This is a genomic window from Telluria sp. PB2R4, assembly GCF_059685695.1.
On the sequence record NZ_JCASIC010000007.1, the window covers coordinates 175,103 to 199,857 of the forward strand.

A 24,755-nucleotide genomic window follows, 5' to 3' on the forward strand; every position below is an offset into this window, starting at 1 on the left:
CGGCGCCTTCCGCAATGCTAGAGTAGCGATTCCGCCACCACGACAGGAGAGCGCCATGCTGCGCGCATCCGCCACTGCCACCTTGCTGCTCGTCCTGTCCGCGTCCGCAGGCCATGCCTATGCCGGCACCCGCTCCGGCGCCCTGGCCGTCGACGCCATCCGCGGCAGCATCGAAGCGCGCGACTGCAAGACCGCCGTCGACAGGCTCAAGAGCGGCCTGGGCAACGGGTATCCCGAAGTCTTCCTGCTGGCCGGTTCGATGTACGAGCACGGCATCTGCGTCAGGCGCGACTGGCCGCGCGCCATGGGCTTCTACGTCCAGGCGCACGAAGCGGGCGAGGACACCGCCGCCGCCCGGATCGCGGCCGGCTATGCCGACCCCGCCAATGGGCCGGACGTGGCGGCCGCCCTCTGGTGGGCCAGGAAGACGCCCGGTTTCCAGCTGCGCCAGTGCGGCGCGCCGAAAGAGGCCGCGGCCGATCCCGACCGCTTCGTGGCGGAACTGAAGACCTGGAAGCCGGAACGGCTGGCGATCTGCAATTATCTGGCCGGCGTGATGGCGACCATGTCGGGCGAGGTGAAATATCCCGAGCTGGCAGCCGCCCACGCGCTCGGCGGCGACGTGACCCTGCGCTTCCTGCCCGGCGTGCCGCGCATCGAACTGCAGCGCGGCGAATCGCGCGAATACGAGATGCTGGGCTGGGTGTCGAGCGATGCACTGCGCGACCGCAAGGCGCGCAAGATGGCCGACGGCTTCGAAGCGGCGCTCAGCACCGTCGCGAATCGCGCGCTGGCGCGTTATCCGCATCCGGGCGGTATTCCCGCGGAGACGCTCATCGAGGTCAAGTATACGTTTGGAATGGACTACGGGAAGAAGCGCTGCACGGTGTCGCAGCCGTGTAGTGCGGATTAGGATCGGGTCGGCAGTTGCTGTGCGCTGAACGAGCGAGACCGGCTAGAAGCAGACGTACGATACGAGCCTGCGTGATTGCAGACCTTCCTCACTGGAGAGAGCATGAGTCACAAATACTGTGCTGCAGCGGTTTTAGCCGTTGCGTGTGTGAGCATACAAGACGAGGCGAGCGGCCAGTCTCGTATGCGCATTTCCGACAAAATGCAACCCGTCGTCGTGTCGTCGTCAGGATTTGCAAAAGTTGCGACGAACCACATCACTGCAGAATCTGCGACATGCCCCGGGAGATCTTACACATTGCGCATAAACCGTGATCAGAGACGAATTGCGCTGTTACGAAACGAGACGGGTGAATTGAGTGATTTGTCGGACACGCCCTTCGGTAAAACTTTCCTAACTAAAAATCTTTATGGAAAATTCTTTTTCAATTGTCCTACTGAGGTAGGGATCACGTTTTTCGGATTCGAAGTGCAGAGGTCCGGACCTCCGAAGCCGGTTGAGTACATCCTAATCGTCAAAGAGAACGGTGAAATTCTTTCGGACAGTGGGCTGCTAGAGGAATCGTACGAGACAATCAACAGACACCTCTCGCTTACACCACAATAGCGTGAGTTACAGGTGATCTGTCTGAAGATTTTGTGGGCGGTTGGTCCGCTTTGGGTCCAGGAGCGGACTATCGAACTTAACTCGACGTGGAGACACTATGGCGGAAAACTACGAAGGATTCGGCCGCTTCATCTTTGCGGCTTATCGCCATGGTGGCACGGGAAAGGATGTCGAGAACTGGATGGCTGATGACTTGGGCGTTGCGCGTCCCGGTCCTGACAATGACGAGAAAAATGGCGAGTTGTACGCCGCCTTTTTTGCGAAACATGCTGACATTGATGAGCTACAAGCCAATTATGGTCGGTTTATAGAATCACTAAGTAGTCGCGCTTCGTAGATCTTGGCAGGGTCTGCTTTGAGGTCGGATCTAGACCGTACTGAATGTTTGTTTCATCGACACACGAGGACATCGATCCATTCCTGCATAAGCGCGAAACGAGCGATTTTCAAAGCCTGATTTTCCTTCTCCGCCTGACCAACGCGGCGCCAAGTTCCGCGCGTACACTCACCCTCCAGCCGGCGTCCCAAGCCGCCGCGCCGCCTGCACCGGCGGCGTCTCCCCCAGCGGCAGCAGCGCACTGGCGCGCGCGAGCGCGCAGACCAGCGCCGCCTCGCCCGGGCGCAGGCCGCGTCCGCGCAGCTGCGGCAGCGAGCGCACCGGTTCCGGCACGATCTGCACGGCCGCGCGCACCAGCAGGCGCTGCAGGGCCCGCAGCGGAGGCGGAACCAGCGGCGCTTGGCCGACGATGCGGATGAAGTCGGCGAGGATGCTGGAGCCCTCCAGCCCGGGCGCGGTGGCGGCCAGCAGCGCTTCCCACCCGGCCCATGAACGCGGGGCGCCAGTCGCGCCATACAGCCGGGCAGCCGGTTCGCTTTCGGCGAACACGGCATCCTTTTCCAGGATGGACAGGGGACGCAAATAGCGGTGATAGGCCTCGGCGAATCCGAAGGTGGCGGTCGCCTGGACCCAGGCGAGCAGGCGCGGGTCGTCGGCACGGTAGGGAACGCCGTCCGGCGTATGGCCGCGCACCTTGCCGTGCATGCGCACCACGCGTGCGATCAGCTTCTCCGCCGCCGAGCGCGGGCCGTAGACCGTCATCATGGCCGCAAAGCCGGTGCGCCGCAGGCGCATGACCGGATCACGCGCGAAACCGCCGTGCTCCCACACGCCCGAGCGCACCGAGGGCTCGCTCAGCTCGAGCAGCACCGCGGCCACGCCGCCGACGAACAGCGCAACCGGATTGGCGAACACCCGCCAGGCGACGCCGTCGTGCGGGGCCAGGGCCGGTTCGCCTGCAGGCTGGCTGAAGTCGAAGGCCATGCCGGGCGGCGGGCGCATCAGTTCCTTGATCGTGTCCAGCATACACGCCCCCGCTCAAAATCGCGTATCGTTTCGTCATGATATGCGGAGAAGGCAGGGAGAAGACGATGAATAAACTGGACGTGGACGTTGCCATCATCGGTACCGGCACCGCCGGCATGACGGCCTACCGGGCGGCCAAGGCGCAGGGCGCCCGCACCGTGGTCATCGAGGGCGGCCACTACGGCACCACCTGCGCACGGGTCGGCTGCATGCCGAGCAAGCTCCTGATCGCGGCTGCGGAAAGCGCGCATGCGATGCAGCACAGCGCACCCTTCGGCGTGCATGCGGGCGAGGTGCGCATCGACGGCCGCGCCGTGATGGCGCGCGTGCGCAGCGAGCGCGACCGCTTCGTGGGCTTCGTGCTGGAAAGCGTCGAGTCCTTCGATGAGGAAGACCGGCTGCGCGGCCACGCGCGCTTTACGGATCCCCACACGCTGCTGGTGGATGAGCACACCGAGATCACCGCGGGACGCGTCGTGATCGCTACCGGCTCCACGCCCCTGCGCCTGCCGGCGCTGGAGAACGTCGGCCCCGGCATCATTACCAGCGACGACGTGTTCTACTGGGACGACCTGCCGAAGTCGGTGGCCGTGATCGGCACCGGCGTGATCGGCCTGGAGCTGGGCCAGGCCCTGCATCGCCTGGGGGTGCGGGTGAAGTTCTATGCGCGCGGCGGCAGCATTGCCCACATCACCGATCCCGAAGTGCTGCGCACTGCGGGCCGCGTACTCAATGAAGAACTCGACATCCAGTTCCAGTCGAAGGTCGTGGGTGCGGTGCAGGAAGGCGACGAGGTCGCCCTGACCGTCAGCGATGCCCTCGGCAAGGAAAACACGGAGCGCTTCCAGTTCGTGCTGATGGCAGCCGGCCGCACGCCCAATGTCCACGATATCGGGCTGGAACACAGCGGCCTCGCTCGCGGTGCGGACGGGATACCGGTGTTCGACACCCGCACCATGCAGTGCGGGAACAGCCACATCTTCATCGCCGGCGACGCCAACAACGAGCGCCCGCTGCTGCACGATGCGGCCGACCACGGCAAGATCGCCGGCGACAACGCGGGACGCTACCCGGACGTGCGCCCCGGCCTGCGCCGTACGCCGATCGCGGTGGCCTTCACCGAGCCGAACATCGCCACGCTGGGCGCCGGCTACCGCCAGTTGTGCGAAGGCGGCAAGCGCAAGTTCGCGGTGGGTTCGGTATCGTTCGCGAACCAGGGCCGCAGCCGGGTGATGTTGCAGAACAAGGGGATGCTGCGGGTGTATGCGGAATTCGGCTCGCGCCGCTTCCTGGGCGCCGAGATGATCGCGCCGCGCGGCGAACACCTGGCGCATACCCTGTCCTGGGCTTGCCAGATGCGCATGACGGTGGACCAGATGCTGGAGATGCCTTTCTACCACCCGGTGATCGAGGAGGGCGTGCGCACCGCCCTGCGCGACCTGGCGCAGTGCCTGGCCACGGGGCAGAGCGAGATCGACCCGGCCGATACCGAGCCGGGGACCTAGCCCTCGGTATGCCCGGTATTTACTTCTTGCGGCGGCGGGCGGCGCTCAGGGCCAGCAAGCCGAGCCCGGCCAGCGCGATAGAAGCAGGCTCCGGCACGTCGCCAGCCTTGACCGGGCGCATGACCAGGTTGGTGACGTTGGAAGGAATGACCGCCAGACTACCATCGTAGAACGACAGATAAGCAATATTTTGCTGACCCCAGCCGGGAGCGTCGGCAATCCAGCTGTTGTTCAGGATGTTGTAGCTGCCAAAACCTGACAGCACGCTGAGGTCGAAGTGGTAGTTGACGACCGGGATATCGAAGGTGAGCGCGCTGAGCTCATCCATGCTCAGGAGACCGTCGGCATTGCTGTCGATGCCGGTGAATTGGCCCGAGGCTTCTGCCTGCTCGTTGATCGTCATAGAGTACTCGATGACGGTCGCATTGGCGCTTGCCGCCATCACACTCAGCACCAGTGCCGAAAGAACCGTTTTGAACATGTTATTCCCTGAGTCAGAATTGGTTTAGGTGCTTGAGCTAAAGCAATTATTGAACCAAGGAAAAATATCACTATCGATTCAAGGACTTAGTCCGGCATCAAATATTTATGCTGAGCTGGTGTAAAGTTTCTCGACATCAAAAACAAATGCTTGTTGGCAATCGGCCATCTTTCAGAGATGCCCTTGCCCTGATCGAGCCTGTGTGTTCAGTTCAGGTAGCTGGCGTCCAGCTTGCCCTGGCCGGCCATCTGGCGCAGGATGCGCACCGTGTCGATGTCGGCTTCCTGGTAGGCCGAGCGCTTGAAGTCGTCGTACATGGCGTTGGCCGGGTCGGTGTGCTCGCCCTGGCCGTCGTCGTAGCAGAAGCGCACCATCAGCATGGCGCTGGTGGGTGCCTCGATCTTCATGCTCAGGCTGGAAGCGGCGATCTCGCCCTGGGCCGGCACCTCGTAGCGCACTTCCTTCAGCGGCGTGAAGTACACGACATCGTCGATCACCAGGTCGCCGTAGCGCAGGCGGCGCGCGACGCTGCCGCTGCTGCGCTCACCGAGCGTGCATTCGTCCAGGTGAGGCACGAACAGGGTCGGGGATTCGGCGCGCAGCACCAGCCCGCGCCACAGCTGTTCGATCGAGATGGTATCGATCAGCGGGTTCATGGGGTCGTTGATTTCGATGAGATGTTCAAATTTCATGGTGCAGTGTCCCAAAAAGCGTAGGCGCGATGGTACCCGATTGCGCGGCAAGCCGCCGCGCCCCAGGCTCAGTTATTCCCCAGGAACAGGGCATGCTGCTTGCGCTGGAAAAAGGCGATCGCCACCAGGATCGCGAACGAGATCGCCAGCAGCACCAGCGCATAGGCATGCGCCGCCGCATAGTTGAGCTTCTGGGCCTCGTCGTAGAGCGCGATCGAGGCCACCCGGGTCTGCCCCGGGATGTTCCCGCCCAACATCAGCACGACGCCGAACTCGCCCATCGTATGGGCGAAGCTGAGCGACAGGCCGGTGAGGATGCCGTTGCGCGACAGCGGCAGCACGATCGAGAAGAAGGCCTGGCGCCGGGTCAGGCCCAGCGCCAGCGCCGACTGCACCAGGTCGCGGCTGACGTTGCGGAAGGCCGACTGGATCGGCTGCACCGCGAACGGCAGGCTGTAGACCACCGAGCCGGCCACCAGCCCGGCAAACGAAAAGGGCAGCGGATGGCCGAACACCGACAGCCAGGCCGCCCCCAGCGGCCGGGTCGGCGACATCAGCATCAGGAGGTAGAAGCCGATTACCGTCGGCGGCAGCACGATCGGCAGGCTGACCAGGGTTTCGATGAACAGGATGCCGCGCATGCGGCTGGTGTTGAGCCAGTTGGCGAGCGGGATGGCGATCGCGATCAGCACCAGCGAGGTGACGAGCGACAGCCGCAGTGTCAGCGCCAGCGCGTCCCACAAGGCGGGGGAAAAGGCGAGTCCTGCCTCAATCATGCGCGGCCGGCAGGGCGAAACCGTTGCGCTCGAGGATGGCGCGCGCGCCAGGGGAACCGAGGAAGCGCATGAAGCGCGCCGCCAGCGGCTGGCTGCCGCCCGCGCGGGTAACGATGGCGCCCTGTTCGATCGGCGCCACGCCGGTGTCGCTGATGAGGTGGTAGCGTCCCACGCCCGCCATTTTTGGGGCGCGCACCGTGGCCAGCGACACGATGCCCAGCTGCGCATTGCCGGTCTGGACGAACTGGGCCGCCTGGGCGATGTTCTCGCCGATGACGAGCTTGGGCGCTACCTTCTCCCACAGCTTGTCGCGCTCCAGCGCGGCCTTGGCGGCACGGCCATAGGGCGCGGTGTCGGGGTTGCCGATGGCGATGCGCGCCACGCGCGGGTCGCGCAGCAGCGGCAAGCCCTGGCTGACGTCAAAGCGCGGATCGGTCGTCCACAGCACGATACGGCCGATGGCATAGGGGCGCAGGCTGGCGCCGTCGGCCGCGCCCAGCCTGGCGAGCTGGGTCGGATACAGCATGTCGGCCGACAGGAACACGTGGAAGGGCGCGCCGTTGCGGATCTGGGCAAAGAAGTTGCCCGACGCGCCGGTGGAAATCTTCAGCTCGGCATTCGGCACCTCCTTGCGGAAGGCCGCCGCCAGGTCATCGATGCAATACGCCAGGTCGCTGGCCGCAGCCACCAGCAAAGGCGCGGCCTGGAGCGGCGCCGCGAGCAGTGTTGCAAACAAGATGACAAGCAATCTTTTCATGGATTCATTTTAGCGCGTTGGCTGACTCAGCCTTACAATACCCGGCCATTCTGCAGGATTCTTCCCATGTCCAACGCACCAAAATTCGGCCTCAACGGGCCGCAGAGCGAAGCCGTGCTCTATCTCGACGGCCCATGCCTGGTGCTGGCCGGCGCCGGCTCGGGCAAGACACGCGTCATTACGCAGAAGATCGCCTACATGATCGAGCACTGCGGCTACGATCCGCGCACGATCGCGGCGCTCACCTTCACCAACAAGGCGGCGCTCGAGATGCAGGAGCGGATCGCCAAGCTGCTCAAGCAGCCCAAGCAGGCCAAGCAGCTGACCGTCTCCACCTTCCACTCGCTGGGCGTCAAGATCCTGCGCCAGGAAGCGGCCGGCGTCGGCCTGAAGGACAAGTTTTCGATCATGGACAGCGACGACTGCTATACCGTCGTCTCCGACCTGGCGCTGACCACCGATAAACAGGAAATCCGCCGCATCCAGAACGCCATCTCGCTCTGGAAGAACGGCCTCGTGGATCCGGAAGACGCGATCCGCGCGGCGAAGGACGAAGACGAAGCCATGTCGGCGCGCGTCTACCGCAGCTACCTGGCCACGCTGCAGGCTTACCAGGCGGTGGACTTCGACGACCTGATCCGCCTGCCGGTGGAGCTGTTCCGCAACAACGAATCGATCCGCGACCGCTGGCAGCGCCGCCTGCGCTATTTGCTGATGGACGAATACCAGGACACCAACACCTGCCAGTACGAATTGGTGAAACTGCTGGTGACCGGCATCGGCAAGAAGCCGATGTTCACGGCGGTGGGCGACGACGACCAGGCGATCTATGCCTGGCGCGGCGCGTCCGTCGAAAACCTGAAAACCCTGCAGACCGACTTCCCCGACCTGCGCGTCATCAAGCTGGAACAGAACTACCGCTCGACCACCCGCATCCTGCAGGCGGCCAACGCGGTCATCGGCAACAACCCGAAGCTGTTCGAGAAGTCGCTGTGGTCCGAGCACGGCCTGGGCGAGCCGATCGAGGTGCTGGGCATGCAGAGCGACGAACAGGAAGCCGAACAGATCGCCATCATGATTTCGGCCGACCACTTCCAGCGCAAGAACAAGTGGACCGACTACGCCATCCTGTACCGCGGCAACCACCAGTCGCGCGTGATCGAGCAGGCGCTGCGCAAGGAACGTATTCCGTACACGATGTCGGGCGGCCAGAGCTTTTTTGACAAGGCCGAGATCAAGGACATCATCGCCTACCTGCGCCTGATCGCGAACCAGGACGACGACCCGGCCTTCATCCGCGCCGTCACCACCCCCAAGCGCGGCGTCGGCATGGCCACGCTCGAGACCCTGGGCGAATTCTCCAAGCAGTGGAACTGCTCGCTGTTCGAGGCGGCGCGCAAGAACGGGCTGGAAGCCAAGCTGGCCGAGCGCCAGCTGGCGCCGCTGCGCGACTTCTGCCGCTTCCTGCTGGAGCTGGAAGACCGCGCCACCCGCCCGGGCCCCTCGGGCAGCGGCGACAACGCCGCCGAAGTGCTCGACGACATGATGAAGGAGATGAACTACGAGCACTACCTGTACGAGAGCTTCGACGACCGCGCGGCCCAGGCCAAGTGGCAGAACGTGATGGAATTCACCAACTGGCTGAAGGAGCGCGGACGCGGCGGGCGCGATCGCGACGGCGAAGAGAAGAACCTGCTCGAGCTGACCCAGATGGTGGCCCTGATGTCGATGCTCGAAGGCCAGGACGAGGAACAGGATGCGGTGCGCATGTCGACCCTGCACGCCTCCAAGGGCCTGGAATACCCGCACGTGTTCCTGGTCGGGGTGGAAGAGGGCATCCTGCCGCACAAGGGCGACCCCGACGCGCCGGTGGAAATCATCGCGGCCCGGATCCAGGAAGAACGGCGCCTGATGTACGTGGGGATCACGCGCGCCCAGCGCACCCTGCGCCTGACCTGGTGCAAGAAGCGCAAGCGCGCCGGCGAACTGGTGCATTGCGAGCCGTCGCGCTTCATCAAGGAGATGGCGCTCGACGTCGGCGACGCCCCGCCCAAGGAGACCGAGATCATTACGCCGAAAGACCGCCTCGCCAGCCTGAAGGCCTTGCTCGCCATGCCGAAGGCATGAAACAGGCGGCATGTGCGTTGCGCGCAGGCCTTGTCGGGATGGCAATACCTGCGCACGATTGAAATTCTTATTTGACTTCGTTTGTTCCGCAGGAAATACTTTCCGCAAAGCGAGCTCATCCTAGAGCTTCGCGCCCACTTTTCGAGTATTTCAAGCATGGCGACCGTTTCCGACTTACAAACTACCCCGCTGTCCGGGCTGAACCACATCGATGCGCTGCTGGACATCGGCCCCGACTGGAATTACATGATGGGGGTTACGCCCAATACGATCTATTACACGTTCTCGATTGCATCGGGAAATGAGGTCGAATCGACAGGGGCGGCGGTGACTGGACAGGTGGCCTTCACCGCAGACCAGCAGCAGGCGACGCGCGGCGCTTTCACGTATCTGCAGCAAATCACGGGTATCCAGTTTGTCGAAACCCCGGTCGGCACCAATGCCCAGATCCATCTGGCCAACCTGGATCTCAGCGGGTCGACGACGACTGGCCTGTGCAGCTGGACTGGTCCGTATTCCTATATCGGCGACAAGATCGTCGGCTACAAACCCGATGCGTATGTCTATCTCGACCATGTCGAGTGGGGTGGGCAGAATTACAACCTGGCGGCGGGCGGTGAGGGCTACCAGACTTTACTGCACGAACTGGGCCACGCGCTCGGGCTGAAGCACCCGTTCGAAGACAACATCCGCCTGCCGGTCGGCCAGGACAACACGAGCAACACGATCATGTCGTACACCGATCTCGGCGGACCGTTCACCAGCTTCGGCGCGTATGACATTGCCGCCCTGAACTGGCTGTACGGACGCGACGGACTGGCTGGTGCGCTCGGCGTCGGCTCGGTCTCGGGTGGGCGCTATATCACCGGCACGGCCGGGGCCGACAACATTACCGGTACCGCTGCGGACGACTTTATCGTCAGCCTCGGCGGCAGTGACTTCATCAACGGCGGCGGCGGCAACGACACGGTGGTGTTCAGCCGTGCGCGCGGCGAATTCGTCTTCAGCGAAAGCGGCGGAGGCAACCTGCTCGCCACCCATGCGGCGCTGGGTACGGTGACGCTGGCCGGGATCGAGCAATTGTCGTTTGCTGACGGAAGCTTCCGCGCTTCCCAGATGCTGGCGGATACGGAGGCGCCTGCCGCGCCGACGCTGACGGTGTCGAAGAACGCCGCCGGCTACACCGCCGGCAGCAGGCCACTGGTCACCGGTTCGGCCGAAGCCAATTCGGTCGTGCGCGTGTACGACGGCGACCGCCTGGTGGCCGAGGCCACCGCCGACGCCAGCGGTCTGTTCTCGGTGCGCACCAGCGCCTTCAGCGACGGCTTGAACCGCTCGGTGCGCGCGACCGCGACCGATGCGGCGGGCAATGTGTCGACATTCAGCGACCCCGTCAGCTTCAACGTCGATGCGACCGCTCCTGTCATCCCGACCTCAAAGATGAGCCTGGCTGAGGGCGGCAATCAACCGTCGTTCAGCGGCACCGCGGAACCCGCCACGACCATCCTGCTGGTGCGCGTCAGCGACGCTACCGTCATCGGTGAGACGACGGTCAAGGCGGACGGCACCTGGAAGATCGACTCGGCGGCGCTGCCGAATGGCGTCTACAAGGTGCTCGTGTCGTCGCAGGACATCGCCACCAACGCCACCAGCGCCGCGGCCTACCTGGATTTCACCATCAACAGCGCACTCAACCAGGCCGGCAACAGCCTGGACAACCGCTTCACGCCGGGCGAAGGCAACAACGCGATCGACGGCGGGGCCGGCCTCGATACCGTCGTGTACAGCGGCGCGCGCGCCGGCTTCACGATCGACCGCGGCGTCTACGGCGTCACCGTGAGCGACGATACCGGCGTGCTCGGCACCGACAACCTGGTGAACGTCGAGCGCATCCAGTTCGGCAACACCATGGTGGCGCTCGATATCGACGGCGTCGCCGGCGAAGTCTACCGCCTGTACCGCGCCGCCTTCGACCGCGATCCGGACCAGGGCGGCCTGGCCTACTGGATCAAGGCGCTCGACACCGGCAACTACACGCTGACCCAGATCTCGAAGATGTTCCTGGCCGATAAGGAAGCGCAGGCGCTGTATTCGACCGACCCGTCGGACAGCTATTTCGTCAGCAAGCTGTACGCCCACGTGCTGCATCGTCCGGCCGAAGGCGCGGGCTTCGACTTCTGGGTCAATGGCCTGAAGTCGACCTCGCGTGCCGAGGTGCTGGCCTTCTTCTCGGAAAGCCCGGAGAACCAGGCGCAGGTGATCGGCCTGATCGAAAACGGTATCGAGTTCCCGCTCGGCGGCTGACGCGGCTACGCGCGCGAGGCTGTCATAATGGCGGCTTTGCGCGGAGTACGAGCATGAGCCAGGAAGACCGCTTCATCGATATCGAAATCAAGCTCGCGCACCAGGAAGACCTGGTCGAGACGCTCAACGAAACCATCTACCGCCAGGGGCGCCGCATCGACCAGCTCGAAGCGCTGGTCGCTTCGCTGGTGGACCATGTCCGCTCCCTGCAGTCCTCGCGCCAGGGACCGGTCAACGAGAAGCCGCCTCACTACTGACGGCACTGCCGGCGCCGGCCAGCATGGCGCCGAGCCGCTTGCCCAGGCACAGCAAGGTCAGGGTGGGCGGCAATCCCCATGGCTGCGGGATCACCGAGGCATCGCACACATACAGGCCGGCCGCGGCGCGCAGATCGCTGTCCACGCCCGCGCCCGTGCCCGTTCTTCCTCCGATCGGGACGCTGCCGCCCGGATGCGCGGCAAACCGGTGGGTGGCGAAGATGTGCTGCGCACCCGCCTCCTCCAGGATCCTGCGCGCCATCCCGATGCCCTGGTCGAAGCGTGCACTGTCGCCCGGGCTCAAGCGCTTGTCCACCCAGCGCGGGCCGACGGCCCCGCCAATGTCGTCACGGATCTTCACCATCACGCTCAGGGTGCGCCGATGCGCGCCCACCCGGTCGACGCGGCCCGCCTGCAGCGCAAAGGCCGCGTACATCGGCGTGGGGAGCGTGAGGTCGGCCAGCGCGATGCCCTCGTCATGGAAGCTGGCGCCGGCGGCCATCGGCACTTCGGCGCCGCCGTCCACATCCTCGACGCTGCCCAGCACCGCCACCACCGGGTCGCTGAAGAAGGGCGCGTGGCGTGGCGCCAGGCCGGAGGCATGCAGCAGGCGCGGGCTGCCGATGCCGCCACCGGCCAGCACCACGACCGGCGCGCGCACCGTGTGGAGCGCGCCGGCGCGCCTGAATTCCACGCCCACCGCGCGGCCGTCTTCCATCAGCACGCGCCGCACCCGGCTGCGATCGAGCAGCACGGCGCCGGCGGCGCAGGCCTGCTCGACGAAATCGCGCGCACTCCACTTGGCGCCGTAGGGACAGCCGTACACGCAGCGCCAGCAGCCGCTGCGGCAGGACTGCGGACGGATCATCTTGTCGAGCTTTTCCCATGGCAGGCCGGCGGCGCGCGCCGCCGCCATGATGCGCGCGGCCATCGGGCCGACCAGGCGGTCGGGCAGGGGCGCCAGCGGCAGTTCGGCGCGCAGCGCGGTGAGGTAAGGCGCCAGGTCGATGCCGTGGGCCGCGAACATGGCAAGCGGCGGCGCGGCGGCGGTGGCGAAGTTCAGCGCCGAGCTGCCGCCCAGGGTGGTTCCCGCCACCAGCAGCGACGCGTCGCGGTGCAGCCAGGCGCCGCGGCCGGGCAGCGCCATGGTCGCCATCTGGCCGAGCGTGCCCTTCAGGGGCGCGGCGCTGCCCTGCTCGAGGACGAGCACGCGGACGCCGCCGCGGGCCAGCTCGCGCGCCGTACTGGCGCCGCCGGGGCCGGTGCCGACGACGATGGCGTCATAGGGGCGTTCGATGAGGGAATCCATGGTGAAGCGGGATGCTAACACGCGAAATCGGACCCTTGCTGATACATGGGGATACAAGCGGGATACAAGGCTGATACATAGCTTTTTTGTTGTGACGCCATGCGTTCAGCCTGCTATGATCGTCGCGCAACGGCTGTCGAGCACGCCCGGCAGCTCCTTCCCAAGAGCCCGAAAGATCGCATGAACCGACCACACCTGTTCATCGTTGCCGCCAGCCTCGCGCTCGCGCACGCCTCCGCCGTCGTGGCCGCACCGGCCGCACCTGCCCTCGACGCCGCCAACCCGTTCGCCCAGCCCAGCAGCCTGCCGCTGAACTACCCGGCTTTCGACAAGATCAAGAACGAGCACTTCCTGCCCGCCTACGCCGCCGGCATGGCCGAGCACCTGCGCGAGATCGACGCGATCGCCGCCAGCCGCTCCGCGCCCACATTCGACAACACCATCGTCGCCATGGAGCGCGCCGGCCAGATGCTGGGGCGCGTGGCGGCGACTTTCGTCAACCTGCAGACGGCCAACACCAACGACGTGCTCGATGCGGTCGACCGCGAGATGTCGCCCAGACTGGCGGCGCACAACGACGCGATCTACCTGAACCCGGCCCTGTTCCAGCGCGTGAAGACCCTGCACGCCAAGCGCGCCACGCTGGGGCTGGACGCCGAGTCGAAGCACCTGCTCGAGCGCGTGTACAAGGAATTCGTGCGCGCGGGCGCCAACTTATCAAGCGCCAACAAGGACAAGCTCAAGAAATACAACGCCGAAATCGCCTCGCTGCAGTCGGACTTCTCGCAGCGCGTGCTGAAGGAAGCCAACGCCTCGGCGCTGATCGTCGACACCCGTGCGGAGCTGGCCGGTTTCTCGGACGCCGAGATCAACGCCGCGGCGGGTGAGGCCGAGAAACGTGGCCTCAAGGGCAAGTACGCGATCGCCATCGTCAACACCAGCAGCCAGCCGCCGCTGGCTACCCTCACCAATCGCACGACCCGCGAGCGCCTGATGGCGGCCAGCCTGAACCGCGGCAGCCGCGGCGGCGAATTCGACACCCGCCCGCTGGTGCTGCGCCTGGCCAGGCTGCGCGCCGAGCGCGCCGCGCTGCTGGGCTACCCGAACTACGCGGCCTATTCGCAGGAGCTGGAAACCGCCAAGAATCCAGCGGCGGTCAACAAGCTGCTGGCCGAACTGGCCAAGCCCGCGGTGAACAACGCGCGCAAGGAAGCGGCCGAGATCCAGAAGGTGATCGACCAGGAGAAGGGGAATTTCAAGGTCGCGAGCTACGACTGGCCGCTGTACCAGGACAAGGTGCGCGCCGCGAAATACAACTTCGACGAGAACCAGCTGCGTCCCTATTTCGAGCTGAACCGCGTGCTCGTGGATGGCGTGTTCTTCGCCGCCACCAAGGAATTCGGCATCACCTTCAAGGAGCGCAAGGACTTGCCGGTCTACGACCCCGACGTGCGCGTGTTCGACGTGTTCGACCACGACGGCAAGCAGCTGGCGATCTTCCTGTTCGATCCTTACGCCCGCGGCAACAAGCAGGGCGGCGCCTGGATGAACGAGTACGTGTCGCAATCCAGCCTGCTGGGCAGGAAGCCGGTGGTCGGCAATCACCAGAACATCCCCAAGCCGCCCAAGGGCGAGCCGACGCTGCTCACCTACGATGAAGTGCGCACGATGTTCCACGAGTTCGGCCACGCGCTGCACGGCATGTTCTCGAACGTGAAGTACCCGCACTTCTCGGGCACCAACGTGCCGCGCGACTTCGTCGAATATCCGTCGCAGGTCAACGAGATGTGGGCGATCTGGCCCGAAGTGCTGGCCAATTACGCGAAGCACCACCAGACCGGCGCGCCGATGCCGAAAGAGCTGCTCGACAAGGTGGTCGCCTCCAAGAAGTTCAACCAGGGCTACATGACCACCGAGTACCTGGCCGCTTCGCTGCTCGACCAGCGCTGGCACCAGCTCACCCCAGGCCAGATCCCGACGGACGTGCTGGCCTTCGAGGCCAAGGCACTGAAGGACGCCGGCGTGGACTTCGCGCCGGTGCCGCCGCGCTACCGCACGACCTACTTCTCGCACTCGATGAACGGCGGCTATTCGGCCGGCTATTACGCCTACCTGTGGAGCGAGAAGCTCGACGCCGACACGGTGCAATGGTTCACCCAGAGTGGCGGCCTGTCGCGCAAGAACGGCGACCATTTCCGCAAGACCCTGCTGTCGCGCGGCGGCAGCGCCGACGCGATGGACCTGTTCCGCGATTTCCGTGGCCGCGATCCGGTCATCGAGCCGCTGCTGGAACGCCGTGGCCTCACTGGCAACTAATCTTTTCCTGCGCAGCGACCTGACGCCACCGGGCCACGAGCCCGGCGGCGTCCGGCGGGCGCGTTTCAACGCAGTTCAATCAACACCGAGACACAATGAATCGTCCCCGTATGCTCCTGATCGCAGCCAGCGTTGCGATGGCCAACCTGGCCTATGCCGCCCCTGCCACCATGCTTGACGCGTCCAACCCCTTCGCCAAGCCGAGCACCCTGCAGTACGGCTACCCGGCCTTCGACAAGATCAGCAACGAGCACTTCGCCCCGGCCTTCGCCGCAGGCATGCGCGAGCAGGCGCTCGAGATCGAGGCCATCGCCAACAACAAGGCTGCGCCTACCTTTGAAAACACCATCGTCGCGATGGAACGTTCGGGCCGACTGCTGAACCGCGTGTCCGCGGTGTTCGGCACCCTGGTCGGTTCCTACACCAACGACACCCTGCAGGCCCTGGACAAGGACCTGGCGCCCAAACTCGCCGCCCACGGCGACGCAATCCGCCTGAACCCGAAGCTGTTCCAGCGCATCCAGACCCTGTACGCCAAGCGCGACAAGCTGGGCCTGGACGCCGAGTCGGCCTTCCTGGTCGAGCGCTACCACAAGGACTTCGTGCGCGCCGGTGCCAAGCTGTCCGACGCGGACAAGCAGAAGCTGCGCGACTACAACGGCAAGCTGGCCGCGCTGCAGACCCAGTTCAGCCAGAACGTGCTGAAGGAAGTGAATGCATCGGCCTTCGTGGTCGACACCCGCGACGAGCTGGCCGGCCTGCCGGAAAAAGTGATCGATGCCGCGGCGGCCGAGGCCAAGAAGCGCGGCCTGGACGGCAAGTTCGTGATCCCGGTGGTGAACACCACCCAGCAGGGTCCGCTGTCGCAGCTGAGCAATCGCGCTACCCGCGAGAAGCTGCTGGCGGTGTCGCTGGTGCGCGGTTCGCGCGGCGGTGAATTCGACAACCGCGAAGCCGTGCTGCAGCTGGCCAGGCTGCGCGCCGAGCGCGCCGAACTGCTGGGCTACAGCAGCCACGCCGCTTACTCGCTGGAAGACCAGACCGCCAAGGACACGACGGCCGTCAACAAGCTGCTGTCCGACCTGGCCGTGCCGGCCGTGCGCAACGCGAAGAAGGAAGCCGCCGAGATCCAGGAACTGATCGATGCCGAGAAGGGTGGTTTCAAGGTCGCGGCTTACGACTGGAACTACTACAGCGACAAGGTGCGCACCGCCAAGTACGCATTCGACGCCAACCAGCTCAAGCCGTATTTCGAACTCGACCGCGTGCTGAAGGACGGCGCCTTCTTCGCCGCCAACAAGCTGTGGGGCATCACCTTCAAGGAACGCAAGGACCTGCCGACCTACGACGCCGACGTGCGCGTGTACGACGTGTTCGAGGACAACGGCGCCCACCTGGCGATCTTCGTGCTCGACCCGTATGCGCGCCCGAACAAACGCGGCGGCGCCTGGATGGGCGCCCTGGTCAGCCAGAGCACCCTGCTGGGCAACAAGCCGGTCATCACCAACAACCTGAACCTGGCCAAGCCGGCCCCGGGCGAGCCGACCCTGCTCACCTGGGACGAGGTGCGCACCACCTTCCACGAATTCGGCCACGGCACCCACGGCTGGTTCTCGAAAGTGAAGTACCCGCGCTTCTCGGGCACCAGCGTGCCGCGCGACTACGTCGAGCTGCCGTCGCAGGTGTACGAGATGTGGATGGCCTGGCCGGAGGTGCTCTCCAACTACGCCAGGCACTACCAGACCGGCGCGCCGATGCCGAAGGAACTGCTGGACAAGCTGCGCGCCTCGCAGCAGTTCAACGAAGGCTACCGCACCACCGAGTACCTGGCCGCCGCGGTGCTCGACCAGCGCTGGCACCAGCTCGGCTCGAAGGCGATTCCGGCTGATGTGAAGACTTTTGAGGAGCAGGCGCTGAAGGAGGCCGGCCTCGACTTCGCACCAGTCCCGCCGCGCTACAGCTCGACCTACTTCTCGCATGCCTTCTCGGGTGGCTACTCGGCCGGCTACTACAGCTACCTGTGGGCCGAGCGCCTGGATGCCGACGCCGGCGAATGGTTCAAGGAAAACGGCGGCTTGAACCGCAAGAACGGCGACCGCTTCCGCAACATGGTGCTGTCCAAGGGCGGCACGATGGATGCGGTGCAGATGTACCGTGGCTTCCGCGGCCGTGACCCGGTCATCGAGCCGCTGCTCGAGCGCCGCGGCCTGAATTAATATCGATGAGGCCGGCGCTTGCGCCGGCTGTTTGCTGTTCTATTACAACCACAACGAGGACAACATGATCCGTCCACACATCCTGCTGGTCGCCGCCGCAAGCGTCGCTTCCACCCTGGCCGCAGTTGCTGCCCCCCTTGCCCCCGCTTCGATGCTCGAAGCCTCGAACCCGTTCGCCAAGCCGAGCACCCTGCCGTTCCAGTACCCGGCCTGGGACCAGATCAAGAACGAGCACTTCGCCCCGGCCTTTGCCGAAGCGATGCGCCAGGAAACGCTCGAGATGGAGGCGATCGCCAATAACAAGGCGGCGCCGACGCTCGAGAACACCATCGTCGCGATGGAGCGTTCGGGCCAGCTCATGAACCGCGTCAGCACCGCCTTCGGCACCCTCTCCGGCTCCTACACCAACGACACCCTGATCGCCCTGGCCAAGGAGCTGGCGCCGAAACTGTCGGCCCATAACGATGCGATCCGCCTGAACCCGAAACTGTACGCGCGCATCAAGTCGCTGTACGACCGCCGCGACAAGCTGGGCCTGGACGCCGAGTCCAAGTACCTGATCGAACGCTACCACACCGACTTCGTGCGCGCCGGCGCCAAGCTGTCCGACGCCGACAAGCAGAAGCTGAAAGGCATGAACGGCCAGCTGGCCGCGCTGTCCACCCAGTTCGCCCAGAACGTGCTGAAGGAAGCGAATGCCTCGGCCCTGGTGGTCGACACCCGCCTTGAGCTGGCCGGCATGTCGGACAAGCAGATCGACGCCGCCGCCGCGGAAGCCAAGAAACGCGGCCTGGACGGCAAGTTCGCCATTCCCGTGGTGAACACCACCCAGCAGGCCGGCCTGTCGGTGCTGACCAACCGCGCCACCCGCGAAAAGCTGCTGGCGGCCTCGCTGGCGCGCGGCTCGCGCGGCGGCGAATTCGACAACCGCGACGTGGTGCTGAAGATCGCCAAGCTGCGCGCCGAGCGCGCCGCGCTGCTGGGCTACCCGAACCACGCGGCTTATAACCTGGAAGACCAGACCGCCAAGAACACCGCCGCCGTCAACGGGCTGCTGGCCGAATTCGCCAAGCCGGCCGTGAACAACGCGCGCAAGGAAGCGGCCGAGATCCAGAAAGTGATCGACCAGGAGAAGGGTGGCTTCCAGGCCGCCGCACACGACTGGGCCTTCTACAGCGACAAGGTGCGCGCCGCCAAGTACGCCTTCGATGCGAACCAGCTCAAGCCGTATTTCGAACTGAACCGCGTGCTGGTGGACGGTGTGTTCTTCGCCGCCACCAAGGAATTCGGCATCACCTTCAAGGAACGCAAGGACCTGCCGACCTATGACCCGGACGTGCGCGTGTTCGACGTGTTCGACCACGACGGCAAGCAGCTGGCGATCTTCACCCTCGACCCGTATGCGCGCGCCACCAAGCGCGGCGGCGCCTGGGCCAATGCCTGGGTCCCGCAATCGAAGCTGATGGGCACCAAGCCGGTCATCGCCAACAACCTGAACATCGCCAAGCCGGCCGCCGGCGAACCGACCCTGCTGACCTACGACGAAGTGCGCACCACCTTCCACGAGTTCGGCCACGCCCTGCACGGCATGTTCTCGGACGTGAAGTACCCACGCTTCTCGGGCTCGCGCGTGCCGCGCGACTACGTCGAGTTCCCGTCGCAGGTGAACGAGATGTGGATGACCTGGCCGGAAGTGCTGGCCAACTATGCGAAGCACTACCAGACCGGCGCGCCGATGCCGAAAGAGCTGCTGGACAAGGTGCAGGCGTCGCAGCAGTTCAACGAAGGCTTCCGCACCACCGAGTACCTGGCCGCGGCGCTGCTGGACCAGGCCTGGCACCAGCTGTCGCCGACCCAGATCCCGACGGACGTGCTGGCCTTCGAGGCTGACGCGCTGAAGAAGGCCGGTGTCGACTTCGCCCTGGTGCCGCCACGCTACCGCACCACCTACTTCTCGCACACCTTCTCGGGCGGCTACTCGGCCGGCTACTACGGCTACCTGTGGGCCGAGAAGCTGGACGCGGACACCGTCAACTGGTTCAAGGAAAACGGCGGCCTGACCCGCAAGAACGGCGACCACTTCCGCAAGACCCTGCTGTCGCGCGGCGGCACCATCGACGCGATGCAGATGTACCGCAACTTCAGCGGGCGCAATGCGCAAGTGCGTCCGTTGCTGGAGCGTCGCGGCTTGACCGGCGAATAAGCTGTTGGGAGCGTAAAATCAGGGGAAACAATGCCAGTGCATTGTTTCCCTTTTTTTATGTCACAGCAACCCAGGCCACATCACCAGCGATGAGTGTTCAGTCCCTCCACGGTATTACTTTAGAATCCCTGTTAACCCGCCTCGTCGAGCACTACGGCTGGGAGGGGCTCGGCCGCCGGATCGATATCAATTGTTTCCAGAAAGACCCGAGCATCAAGTCGAGCCTGAAGTTTTTGCGTCGCACCCCATGGGCGCGCGAGCAGGTCGAGGCGCTGTACCTCGAGACCCGCTTCACCAACTAGCGAGAGCGACATGCTGAACGAGAACGAGAATCCAGAGTTGAACGAACGCGATGCGAACCTGAAGACGCACCTGAAGGCCTTGCACCGCCAGTTGCAGGAAACCGACAACGTCGACCCGGAGCTGGAAACCCTGCTGCGCCAGCTCGACGGCGACATCGACCGCGCCCTGGCGCGCCAGGCCGAGAGCGAACTCGACCTGAACACCTACGGCCTGTCTTCGCGCACCCAGGAACTGGCGGCCCGCTTCAATGTCCGCCACCCGACCGTCTCGGCCGGCTTGCGCCAGCTCGGCAATATGCTTTCTAACATGGGCATCTGAGCCACAACTGAGCAGCAAGTCATTGATAAGTAAGCCATTTTTGGGCGCTGAATAAGACCCGAAAATGGTTTTCCGGTACAATACCGGCCAATGAACTCCCCAGTAAACCTTTTCGCGAGCGTTCCCAAGCGCTCCAGCCGCGCTGCGACCGCGCCCTTCCTCCCGATGACCCGCGCCGAAATGGACAAGCTGGGGTGGGATTCGTGCGACATCATCCTGGTCACCGGCGACGCCTACATCGACCACCCGAGCTTCGGGATGGCGCTGGTCGGCCGCCTGCTGGAAGCCCAGGGCTACCGCGTCGGCATCATCAGCCAGCCGGACTGGACCTCGGTCGAGCCCTTCCGCGCGCTCGGCAAGCCGAACCTCTACTGGGGCATTACCGCCGGCAACATGGACTCGATGGTCAACCGTTATACGGCCGACCGCAAGATCCGTTCCGACGATGCCTACACGCCGAACGCCGAGCCGAACAAGCGTCCGGACCGCGCCGTCACGGTGTACTGCCAGCGCGCCCGCGAAGCCTTCCCGGGCGTGCCGGTGATCGCCGGCAGCATCGAAGCCTCGCTGCGCCGCATCGCCCACTACGATTACTGGTCGGACAAGGTGCGCCGCTCGGTGCTGTTCGAATCGAAGGCCGACCTGCTCATCTTCGGTAACGCCGAACGCGCGCTGGTCGACGTCACCCGCCGCCTCGCGGCCGGCGAGAGCATCAAGAGCATCCGCGACCTGCGCGGCACCGCCTTCCTGGTGCCTCACGGCTGGCTGCCGGACGACGAGTGGAGCGTGCACAACTCGACCCGGGTCGACGTGCCGGGCCGCGTCGACGCGCATCCGAACCCCTACGCGATGGCGCAGGAAGACACCAAAGCCTGCGCCACCGAGAACGCCAGGCCCGAACCCGAGGTCAAGCCGATCGTCATCATGACGCGCGAAGAGCGCCAGGCCGCCGCCCGTGAAAAGGCGAGAAAGACCGTGGTGCGCCTGCCGAGTTTCGAGACCGTCAGCGCAGACCCGGTGATGTATGCGCACGCCTCGCGCGTGTTCCACCTCGAGTCGAACCCCGGCAATGCGCGCGCGCTGGTGCAGCAGCACGGCGACCGCGACGTGTGGCTGAACGCGCCGCCGCTGCCGCTGGCCATGGACGAGATGGACAACGTCTACGACCTGGCCTATGCCCGCGCCCCGCACCCGAGCTATGGCAAGGCCCACATCCCGGCCTGGGAAATGATCCGTTATTCGGTCAACATCATGCGCGGCTGCTTCGGCGGCTGCACCTTCTGCTCGATCACCGAGCACGAAGGCCGCATCATCCAGAGCCGTTCGGAACCGTCGATCCTGCGCGAGATCGAGCTGATTCGCGACACCACCAAGAACTTCGCCGGCACCATCACCGACCTGGGCGGCCCGACCGCCAACATGTACCGGCTGGCCTGCAAGGACAAGAAGATCGAGGAATCCTGCCGCCGCCTGTCCTGCGTCTACCCGACCATCTGCAGCAACCTGGGCACCGACCACAGCAAACTGATTTCGCTGTATCGCAAGGCGCGCGCCATCCCCGGCATCAAGAAGATCCTGATCGGTTCCGGCCTGCGCTACGATCTCGCCGTGCGCTCGCCCGAGTACGTCAAGGAACTGGTCACCCACCACGTGGGCGGCCTGCTGAAAATCGCGCCGGAGCACACCGAGCAGGGCACGCTCTCGAAGATGATGAAGCCAGGCATCGGCGCCTACGACGAGTTCAAGCGCCTGTTCGACAAGTACTCGCTCGAGGCCGGCAAGAAGCAGTACCTGATCCCTTACTTCATCGCGGCGCACCCGGGTTCGACCGACGAGGACATGCTGAACCTGGCGCTGTGGCTGAAGAAGAACAACTTCAAGCTCGACCAGGTGCAGACCTTCACGCCGACCCCGATGGCGATGGCGACCACCATGTACCACTCGGGCAAGAACCCGCTGGCGAAGGTGACCGAGGATTCCGAAGTCGTCGAGACCGCGAAGAGCGGCAAGACCCGCAAGCTGCACAAGGCCTTCCTGCGCTACTACGACCCGGAGAACTGGCCGGTCATCCGCGAAGGCCTGCGCCGCATGGGCCGCGGCGACCTGATCGGCAACGGCGAGCGCCACCTGATTCCGGCGACCGACGAGGGCGCCTCGATGGTGCGCGAAGACCGGCGTGTGCCGGGCGGCGTGCCGAAGGGGCGTACGGTCGAGGTGGCGCCGAAGCGTGCCGGGCGGGGCAAACCGGCGAGCACGCCATTCGTTGCGCCGCCGTCGAAGGTCAAGCCGTCGATCCTGTCGACCATCAAATCGAAGTCTAAACGGTAGGGTGGGCGGGTCTTCCCGCTCACGCGTTCAACCAGTGCATGAGCCGCTTGAACGCGTGGGCAAGGGACTTGCCCACCCTACGCACCCCAAGCGTCACAAGCCCGCGTTCGGCGTCGGCGCCCCGCGCCGCTCACGCGCGATATCCAGGTCGACACTGGCCTGGCGCGTGCGCAGCGCCCGCGCATAGCGGTGCCGCGCCCGCAAGCGCGGGTTGGTCACCAACCGCCCCAGGGTCTCGCCGACCACCATCACCACGCCCAGCAGCGGCAGCACCAGCATCAGCCCCACCACCCCGGCCAGCGCGCCGCCGATGAAAATCATCAGCACCGTCACCAGGGGATGCACGCGGATGCTGCGCCCCAGGGTGAGCGGCATGAACACGAAATCGTCCAGCAGGCGCACCAGTACGAACACGCCGATCGCGCCGTAGGCAATGAACGGGTTGCTGGGCGCGTCAGTCGAGGCGACGATCACCACCAGCACGCAGCCGACCACCGAGCCGACAAACGGCACCCAGGCCAGCACCGCCGACATCAGCCCGAGCAGCAGCGGCGAGGACACGCCGATGGTCCACAGTCCCAGCGCCAGCACCACCGTATCGAGCACGGTCAGCTTGATCAGGCCTTCGAAGTAGCGGCGCGCGGTCTGGTCGACTTCGTGCAGCAGGTAGAGCGCGCGCTCGAAGTAGGCGTTGGGCACCGCGCGCGCCAGGAAGCGCTTGAAGCGCAGGCCGTCGCGCAGGAAGAAGAAGGTGAGGAAGGGCGCCAGCAGCAGCGACGGCACCCAGGTCGCCAGCGCCACCAGGATCTCGCCCAGGTGCTTCTCGGCGAAGTTGTCGGTATGGGCGCGGAAGATCGCGTTCGCGGTCGAGGTCAGGTGCATCTCGGCCAGCAGCGGGAACTTCTTCTCGAGCAGGGTCATGGTGTTGTGCACGAAGGCGATCCCGCCGTCGAGGTAGAGGCCGAGCGTCTTTTCCCACGACTCTTCTTCGGGCCCGCGGCTCCACGACAAGGCGGCGGTCAGGGCCAGCGAAAGAAAGGCGAAGAACAGCAGGCACACCAGCATCGCGGCGGCATTGCGCCCATGGCCGGCGCGCACCAGGCGCTGCATCGGCCCCACCAGGATGTAGTGCAGCACGCCGCCGAAGATGAAGGGCAGGGCCAGCCACAACACCTGCTGGACGACCAGCAGCAGCACGCAGGTGGCGGCGATGATCCCGGTCCAGACGACCGGCCCGGCACGCTCGCTGCGGTTCATAGCGCTTCCAGCTGGGGACGTCCGGTGCCCATCCATTCGCGCAGGCGCAGGCCGATATGGCGCGCCAGCGCCAGCGAAATCTTGTAGCCGATCACGGCGTCGGTTTCCAGCAGCCCCAGGAAGTCGGCGCGGAAGAACACCGCCATCTCGCAGGGCTCGACCGCGCGCGCCTGGGCATTGCGCGGCGAGTTGTCGAGCAGGGCCAGGTCGCCGAAGAAGCTGCCCGGCTCGAGCTCTGCCACCACCTGGTTGGTCCCCTGGTGGAGTTTGTTGATGACGACCCGGCCGCTCATGATCAGGTACAGCGCCTGGCCTTCCTCGCCTTCGTCGAACACGATTTCATCGGTGAGGTAGCGGCGCTCGTGCAGCAGGCCGTCGACGATTTTCAGCTCCAGCGGCGTCAGCGTCGAAAAGAGCGAAGTGTTCTTCAGCCGGTGCAGGCGCGGCGACATCTTGGGCGGCTTGAGAAAACCGAAAATCACGATTGCTCCAGAACGGTGCGTTGGGTTGTTGTCGGATGATTATCCGCTATCAGGTGCTGCTGTGCATCAAAAAGCTGCGAACCAGAACTGTCCCGCCAGAAAGTGTTGCACATCACGCATCCCGGGCTTTTCCCGCTGAGTTCGCTGTTCAATTGTGCCGCCCAAGGTCGAAAAAGCGTGTAATATAATTCCCATAGGAAACATCTGTTAACAACATAATATCTTTATGGTGATGTCAAGCG

General features: G+C 64.9%; 20 protein-coding genes. 12 read left to right on the plus strand and 8 right to left on the minus strand.

Going from position 1 to position 24,755, the window contains the following annotated elements; translation table 11 throughout:
- Nucleotides 1–55 precede the first annotated feature (55 nt).
- A complete protein-coding gene (locus tag AC56LU_RS13740) occupies nucleotides 56–913 on the plus strand; it encodes a hypothetical protein (RefSeq protein WP_497176164.1) in 858 nt (285 codons plus the stop codon).
- A 703-nt stretch (nucleotides 914–1,616) separates the two neighbouring features.
- The gene (locus AC56LU_RS13745; RefSeq protein WP_497176165.1) at nucleotides 1,617–1,856 is read left to right on the plus strand and encodes a hypothetical protein; all 240 of its coding nucleotides are present in this window, start codon (nucleotides 1,617–1,619) and stop codon (nucleotides 1,854–1,856) included.
- A gap of 168 nt (nucleotides 1,857–2,024) precedes the next feature.
- Here the strand turns inward: AC56LU_RS13745 and AC56LU_RS13750 are convergent, their stop codons facing one another.
- Nucleotides 2,025–2,882: an oxygenase MpaB family protein gene (locus tag AC56LU_RS13750; RefSeq protein ID WP_497176166.1), complete on the minus strand. Its 858-nt coding sequence runs from the start codon at nucleotides 2,880–2,882 to the stop codon at nucleotides 2,025–2,027.
- 65 nt (nucleotides 2,883–2,947) lie between these two features.
- On the opposite strand from AC56LU_RS13750, the gene AC56LU_RS13755 reads away from it, so the two are divergent.
- A complete protein-coding gene (locus tag AC56LU_RS13755; RefSeq protein ID WP_497176167.1) occupies nucleotides 2,948–4,387 on the plus strand; it encodes a dihydrolipoyl dehydrogenase in 1,440 nt (479 codons plus the stop codon).
- A 19-nt stretch (nucleotides 4,388–4,406) separates the two neighbouring features.
- Here AC56LU_RS13755 and AC56LU_RS13760 read toward each other — a convergent pair whose 3' ends face one another.
- From AC56LU_RS13760 to modA, 4 genes are all read right to left on the minus strand, one after another.
- Nucleotides 4,407–4,868: a PEP-CTERM sorting domain-containing protein gene (locus AC56LU_RS13760; RefSeq protein ID WP_497176168.1), complete on the minus strand. Its 462-nt coding sequence runs from the start codon at nucleotides 4,866–4,868 to the stop codon at nucleotides 4,407–4,409.
- A gap of 206 nt (nucleotides 4,869–5,074) precedes the next feature.
- Nucleotides 5,075–5,560, minus strand: coding sequence for an SRPBCC family protein (locus AC56LU_RS13765; RefSeq protein WP_497176169.1), 486 nt, complete (start codon nucleotides 5,558–5,560; stop codon nucleotides 5,075–5,077).
- 68 nt (nucleotides 5,561–5,628) lie between these two features.
- The gene (modB, locus tag AC56LU_RS13770; RefSeq protein ID WP_497176170.1) at nucleotides 5,629–6,336 is read right to left on the minus strand and encodes a molybdate ABC transporter permease subunit; all 708 of its coding nucleotides are present in this window, start codon (nucleotides 6,334–6,336) and stop codon (nucleotides 5,629–5,631) included.
- Nucleotides 6,329–7,093, minus strand: a complete 765-nt coding sequence (modA, locus tag AC56LU_RS13775; protein WP_497176171.1) for a molybdate ABC transporter substrate-binding protein — start codon at nucleotides 7,091–7,093, stop codon at nucleotides 6,329–6,331. Before modA ends, modB begins: the two co-directional genes overlap by 8 nt.
- Before the next feature lie 66 nt (nucleotides 7,094–7,159).
- On the opposite strand from modA, the gene AC56LU_RS13780 reads away from it, so the two are divergent.
- From AC56LU_RS13780 to AC56LU_RS13790, 3 genes are all read left to right on the plus strand, one after another.
- Nucleotides 7,160–9,220: a UvrD-helicase domain-containing protein gene (locus AC56LU_RS13780; RefSeq protein ID WP_497176172.1), complete on the plus strand. Its 2,061-nt coding sequence runs from the start codon at nucleotides 7,160–7,162 to the stop codon at nucleotides 9,218–9,220.
- Between the two features lie 156 nt (nucleotides 9,221–9,376).
- Nucleotides 9,377–11,524, plus strand: a complete 2,148-nt coding sequence (locus AC56LU_RS13785) for a DUF4214 domain-containing protein (protein WP_497176173.1) — start codon at nucleotides 9,377–9,379, stop codon at nucleotides 11,522–11,524.
- Between the two features lie 53 nt (nucleotides 11,525–11,577).
- Nucleotides 11,578–11,781 (plus strand): SlyX family protein, encoded by a 204-nt coding sequence (locus AC56LU_RS13790; RefSeq protein ID WP_497176174.1) that lies wholly within the window; start codon nucleotides 11,578–11,580, stop codon nucleotides 11,779–11,781.
- Here the strand turns inward: AC56LU_RS13790 and AC56LU_RS13795 are convergent.
- Nucleotides 11,756–13,090 carry an FAD-dependent oxidoreductase gene (locus AC56LU_RS13795; protein WP_497176175.1) on the minus strand — a complete coding sequence of 445 codons (1,335 nt, stop codon included), beginning with the start codon at nucleotides 13,088–13,090 and terminating at the stop codon, nucleotides 11,756–11,758. The two genes, AC56LU_RS13790 and AC56LU_RS13795, sit on opposite strands and share 26 nt — an antisense overlap.
- A 180-nt stretch (nucleotides 13,091–13,270) precedes the next feature.
- On the opposite strand from AC56LU_RS13795, the gene AC56LU_RS13800 reads away from it, so the two are divergent.
- The 6 genes from AC56LU_RS13800 (at nucleotide 13,271) to AC56LU_RS13825 (ending at nucleotide 22,774) form a co-directional block, all read left to right on the plus strand.
- Entirely contained in the window at nucleotides 13,271–15,406 is a 2,136-nt protein-coding gene (locus tag AC56LU_RS13800) for a M3 family metallopeptidase (protein ID WP_497176176.1), read from the plus strand.
- 95 nt (nucleotides 15,407–15,501) lie between these two features.
- Complete coding sequence (locus tag AC56LU_RS13805) at nucleotides 15,502–17,622, plus strand: M3 family metallopeptidase (RefSeq protein ID WP_497176177.1); 2,121 nt, start codon at nucleotides 15,502–15,504, stop codon at nucleotides 17,620–17,622.
- A 64-nt stretch (nucleotides 17,623–17,686) separates the two neighbouring features.
- Nucleotides 17,687–19,825, plus strand: a complete 2,139-nt coding sequence (locus AC56LU_RS13810) for a M3 family metallopeptidase (RefSeq protein ID WP_497176178.1) — start codon at nucleotides 17,687–17,689, stop codon at nucleotides 19,823–19,825.
- 89 nt (nucleotides 19,826–19,914) lie between these two features.
- Nucleotides 19,915–20,127 (plus strand): VF530 family protein, encoded by a 213-nt coding sequence (locus AC56LU_RS13815; RefSeq protein WP_027866485.1) that lies wholly within the window; start codon nucleotides 19,915–19,917, stop codon nucleotides 20,125–20,127.
- Nucleotides 20,128–20,137: 10 nt separating this feature from the next.
- Entirely contained in the window at nucleotides 20,138–20,446 is a 309-nt protein-coding gene (locus AC56LU_RS13820; protein WP_497176179.1) for a DUF4404 family protein, read from the plus strand.
- A 90-nt stretch (nucleotides 20,447–20,536) separates the two neighbouring features.
- The gene (locus tag AC56LU_RS13825) at nucleotides 20,537–22,774 is read left to right on the plus strand and encodes a YgiQ family radical SAM protein (protein ID WP_497176180.1); all 2,238 of its coding nucleotides are present in this window, start codon (nucleotides 20,537–20,539) and stop codon (nucleotides 22,772–22,774) included.
- A gap of 93 nt (nucleotides 22,775–22,867) precedes the next feature.
- Here AC56LU_RS13825 and AC56LU_RS13830 read toward each other — a convergent pair whose 3' ends face one another.
- Nucleotides 22,868–24,031, minus strand: coding sequence for an AI-2E family transporter (locus AC56LU_RS13830; protein ID WP_497176181.1), 1,164 nt, complete (start codon nucleotides 24,029–24,031; stop codon nucleotides 22,868–22,870).
- Nucleotides 24,028–24,513, minus strand: a complete 486-nt coding sequence (locus tag AC56LU_RS13835) for a cyclic nucleotide-binding domain-containing protein (RefSeq protein ID WP_497176182.1) — start codon at nucleotides 24,511–24,513, stop codon at nucleotides 24,028–24,030. Before AC56LU_RS13835 ends, AC56LU_RS13830 begins: the two co-directional genes overlap by 4 nt.
- Nucleotides 24,514–24,755 lie beyond the last annotated feature (242 nt).

Coding starts and splice junctions, on each gene's coding strand:
- AC56LU_RS13745 (WP_497176165.1), top strand. CDS start 1,617: ATGGCGGAAAACTACGAAGGATTCGGCCGCTTCATCTTTGCGGCTTAT.
- AC56LU_RS13795 (WP_497176175.1), bottom strand. CDS start 13,090: ATGGATTCCCTCATCGAACGCCCCTATGACGCCATCGTCGTCGGCACC.
- AC56LU_RS13830 (WP_497176181.1), bottom strand. CDS start 24,031: ATGAACCGCAGCGAGCGTGCCGGGCCGGTCGTCTGGACCGGGATCATC.
- AC56LU_RS13790 (WP_497176174.1), top strand. CDS start 11,578: ATGAGCCAGGAAGACCGCTTCATCGATATCGAAATCAAGCTCGCGCAC.
- AC56LU_RS13815 (WP_027866485.1), top strand. CDS start 19,915: ATGAGTGTTCAGTCCCTCCACGGTATTACTTTAGAATCCCTGTTAACC.
- AC56LU_RS13805 (WP_497176177.1), top strand. CDS start 15,502: ATGAATCGTCCCCGTATGCTCCTGATCGCAGCCAGCGTTGCGATGGCC.
- modB (WP_497176170.1), bottom strand. CDS start 6,336: ATGATTGAGGCAGGACTCGCCTTTTCCCCCGCCTTGTGGGACGCGCTG.
- modA (WP_497176171.1), bottom strand. CDS start 7,093: ATGAAAAGATTGCTTGTCATCTTGTTTGCAACACTGCTCGCGGCGCCG.
- AC56LU_RS13820 (WP_497176179.1), top strand. CDS start 20,138: ATGCTGAACGAGAACGAGAATCCAGAGTTGAACGAACGCGATGCGAAC.
- AC56LU_RS13785 (WP_497176173.1), top strand. CDS start 9,377: ATGGCGACCGTTTCCGACTTACAAACTACCCCGCTGTCCGGGCTGAAC.
- AC56LU_RS13755 (WP_497176167.1), top strand. CDS start 2,948: ATGAATAAACTGGACGTGGACGTTGCCATCATCGGTACCGGCACCGCC.
- AC56LU_RS13740 (WP_497176164.1), top strand. CDS start 56: ATGCTGCGCGCATCCGCCACTGCCACCTTGCTGCTCGTCCTGTCCGCG.
- AC56LU_RS13800 (WP_497176176.1), top strand. CDS start 13,271: ATGAACCGACCACACCTGTTCATCGTTGCCGCCAGCCTCGCGCTCGCG.
- AC56LU_RS13825 (WP_497176180.1), top strand. CDS start 20,537: ATGAACTCCCCAGTAAACCTTTTCGCGAGCGTTCCCAAGCGCTCCAGC.
- AC56LU_RS13780 (WP_497176172.1), top strand. CDS start 7,160: ATGTCCAACGCACCAAAATTCGGCCTCAACGGGCCGCAGAGCGAAGCC.
- AC56LU_RS13765 (WP_497176169.1), bottom strand. CDS start 5,560: ATGAAATTTGAACATCTCATCGAAATCAACGACCCCATGAACCCGCTG.
- AC56LU_RS13750 (WP_497176166.1), bottom strand. CDS start 2,882: ATGCTGGACACGATCAAGGAACTGATGCGCCCGCCGCCCGGCATGGCC.
- AC56LU_RS13810 (WP_497176178.1), top strand. CDS start 17,687: ATGATCCGTCCACACATCCTGCTGGTCGCCGCCGCAAGCGTCGCTTCC.
- AC56LU_RS13760 (WP_497176168.1), bottom strand. CDS start 4,868: ATGTTCAAAACGGTTCTTTCGGCACTGGTGCTGAGTGTGATGGCGGCA.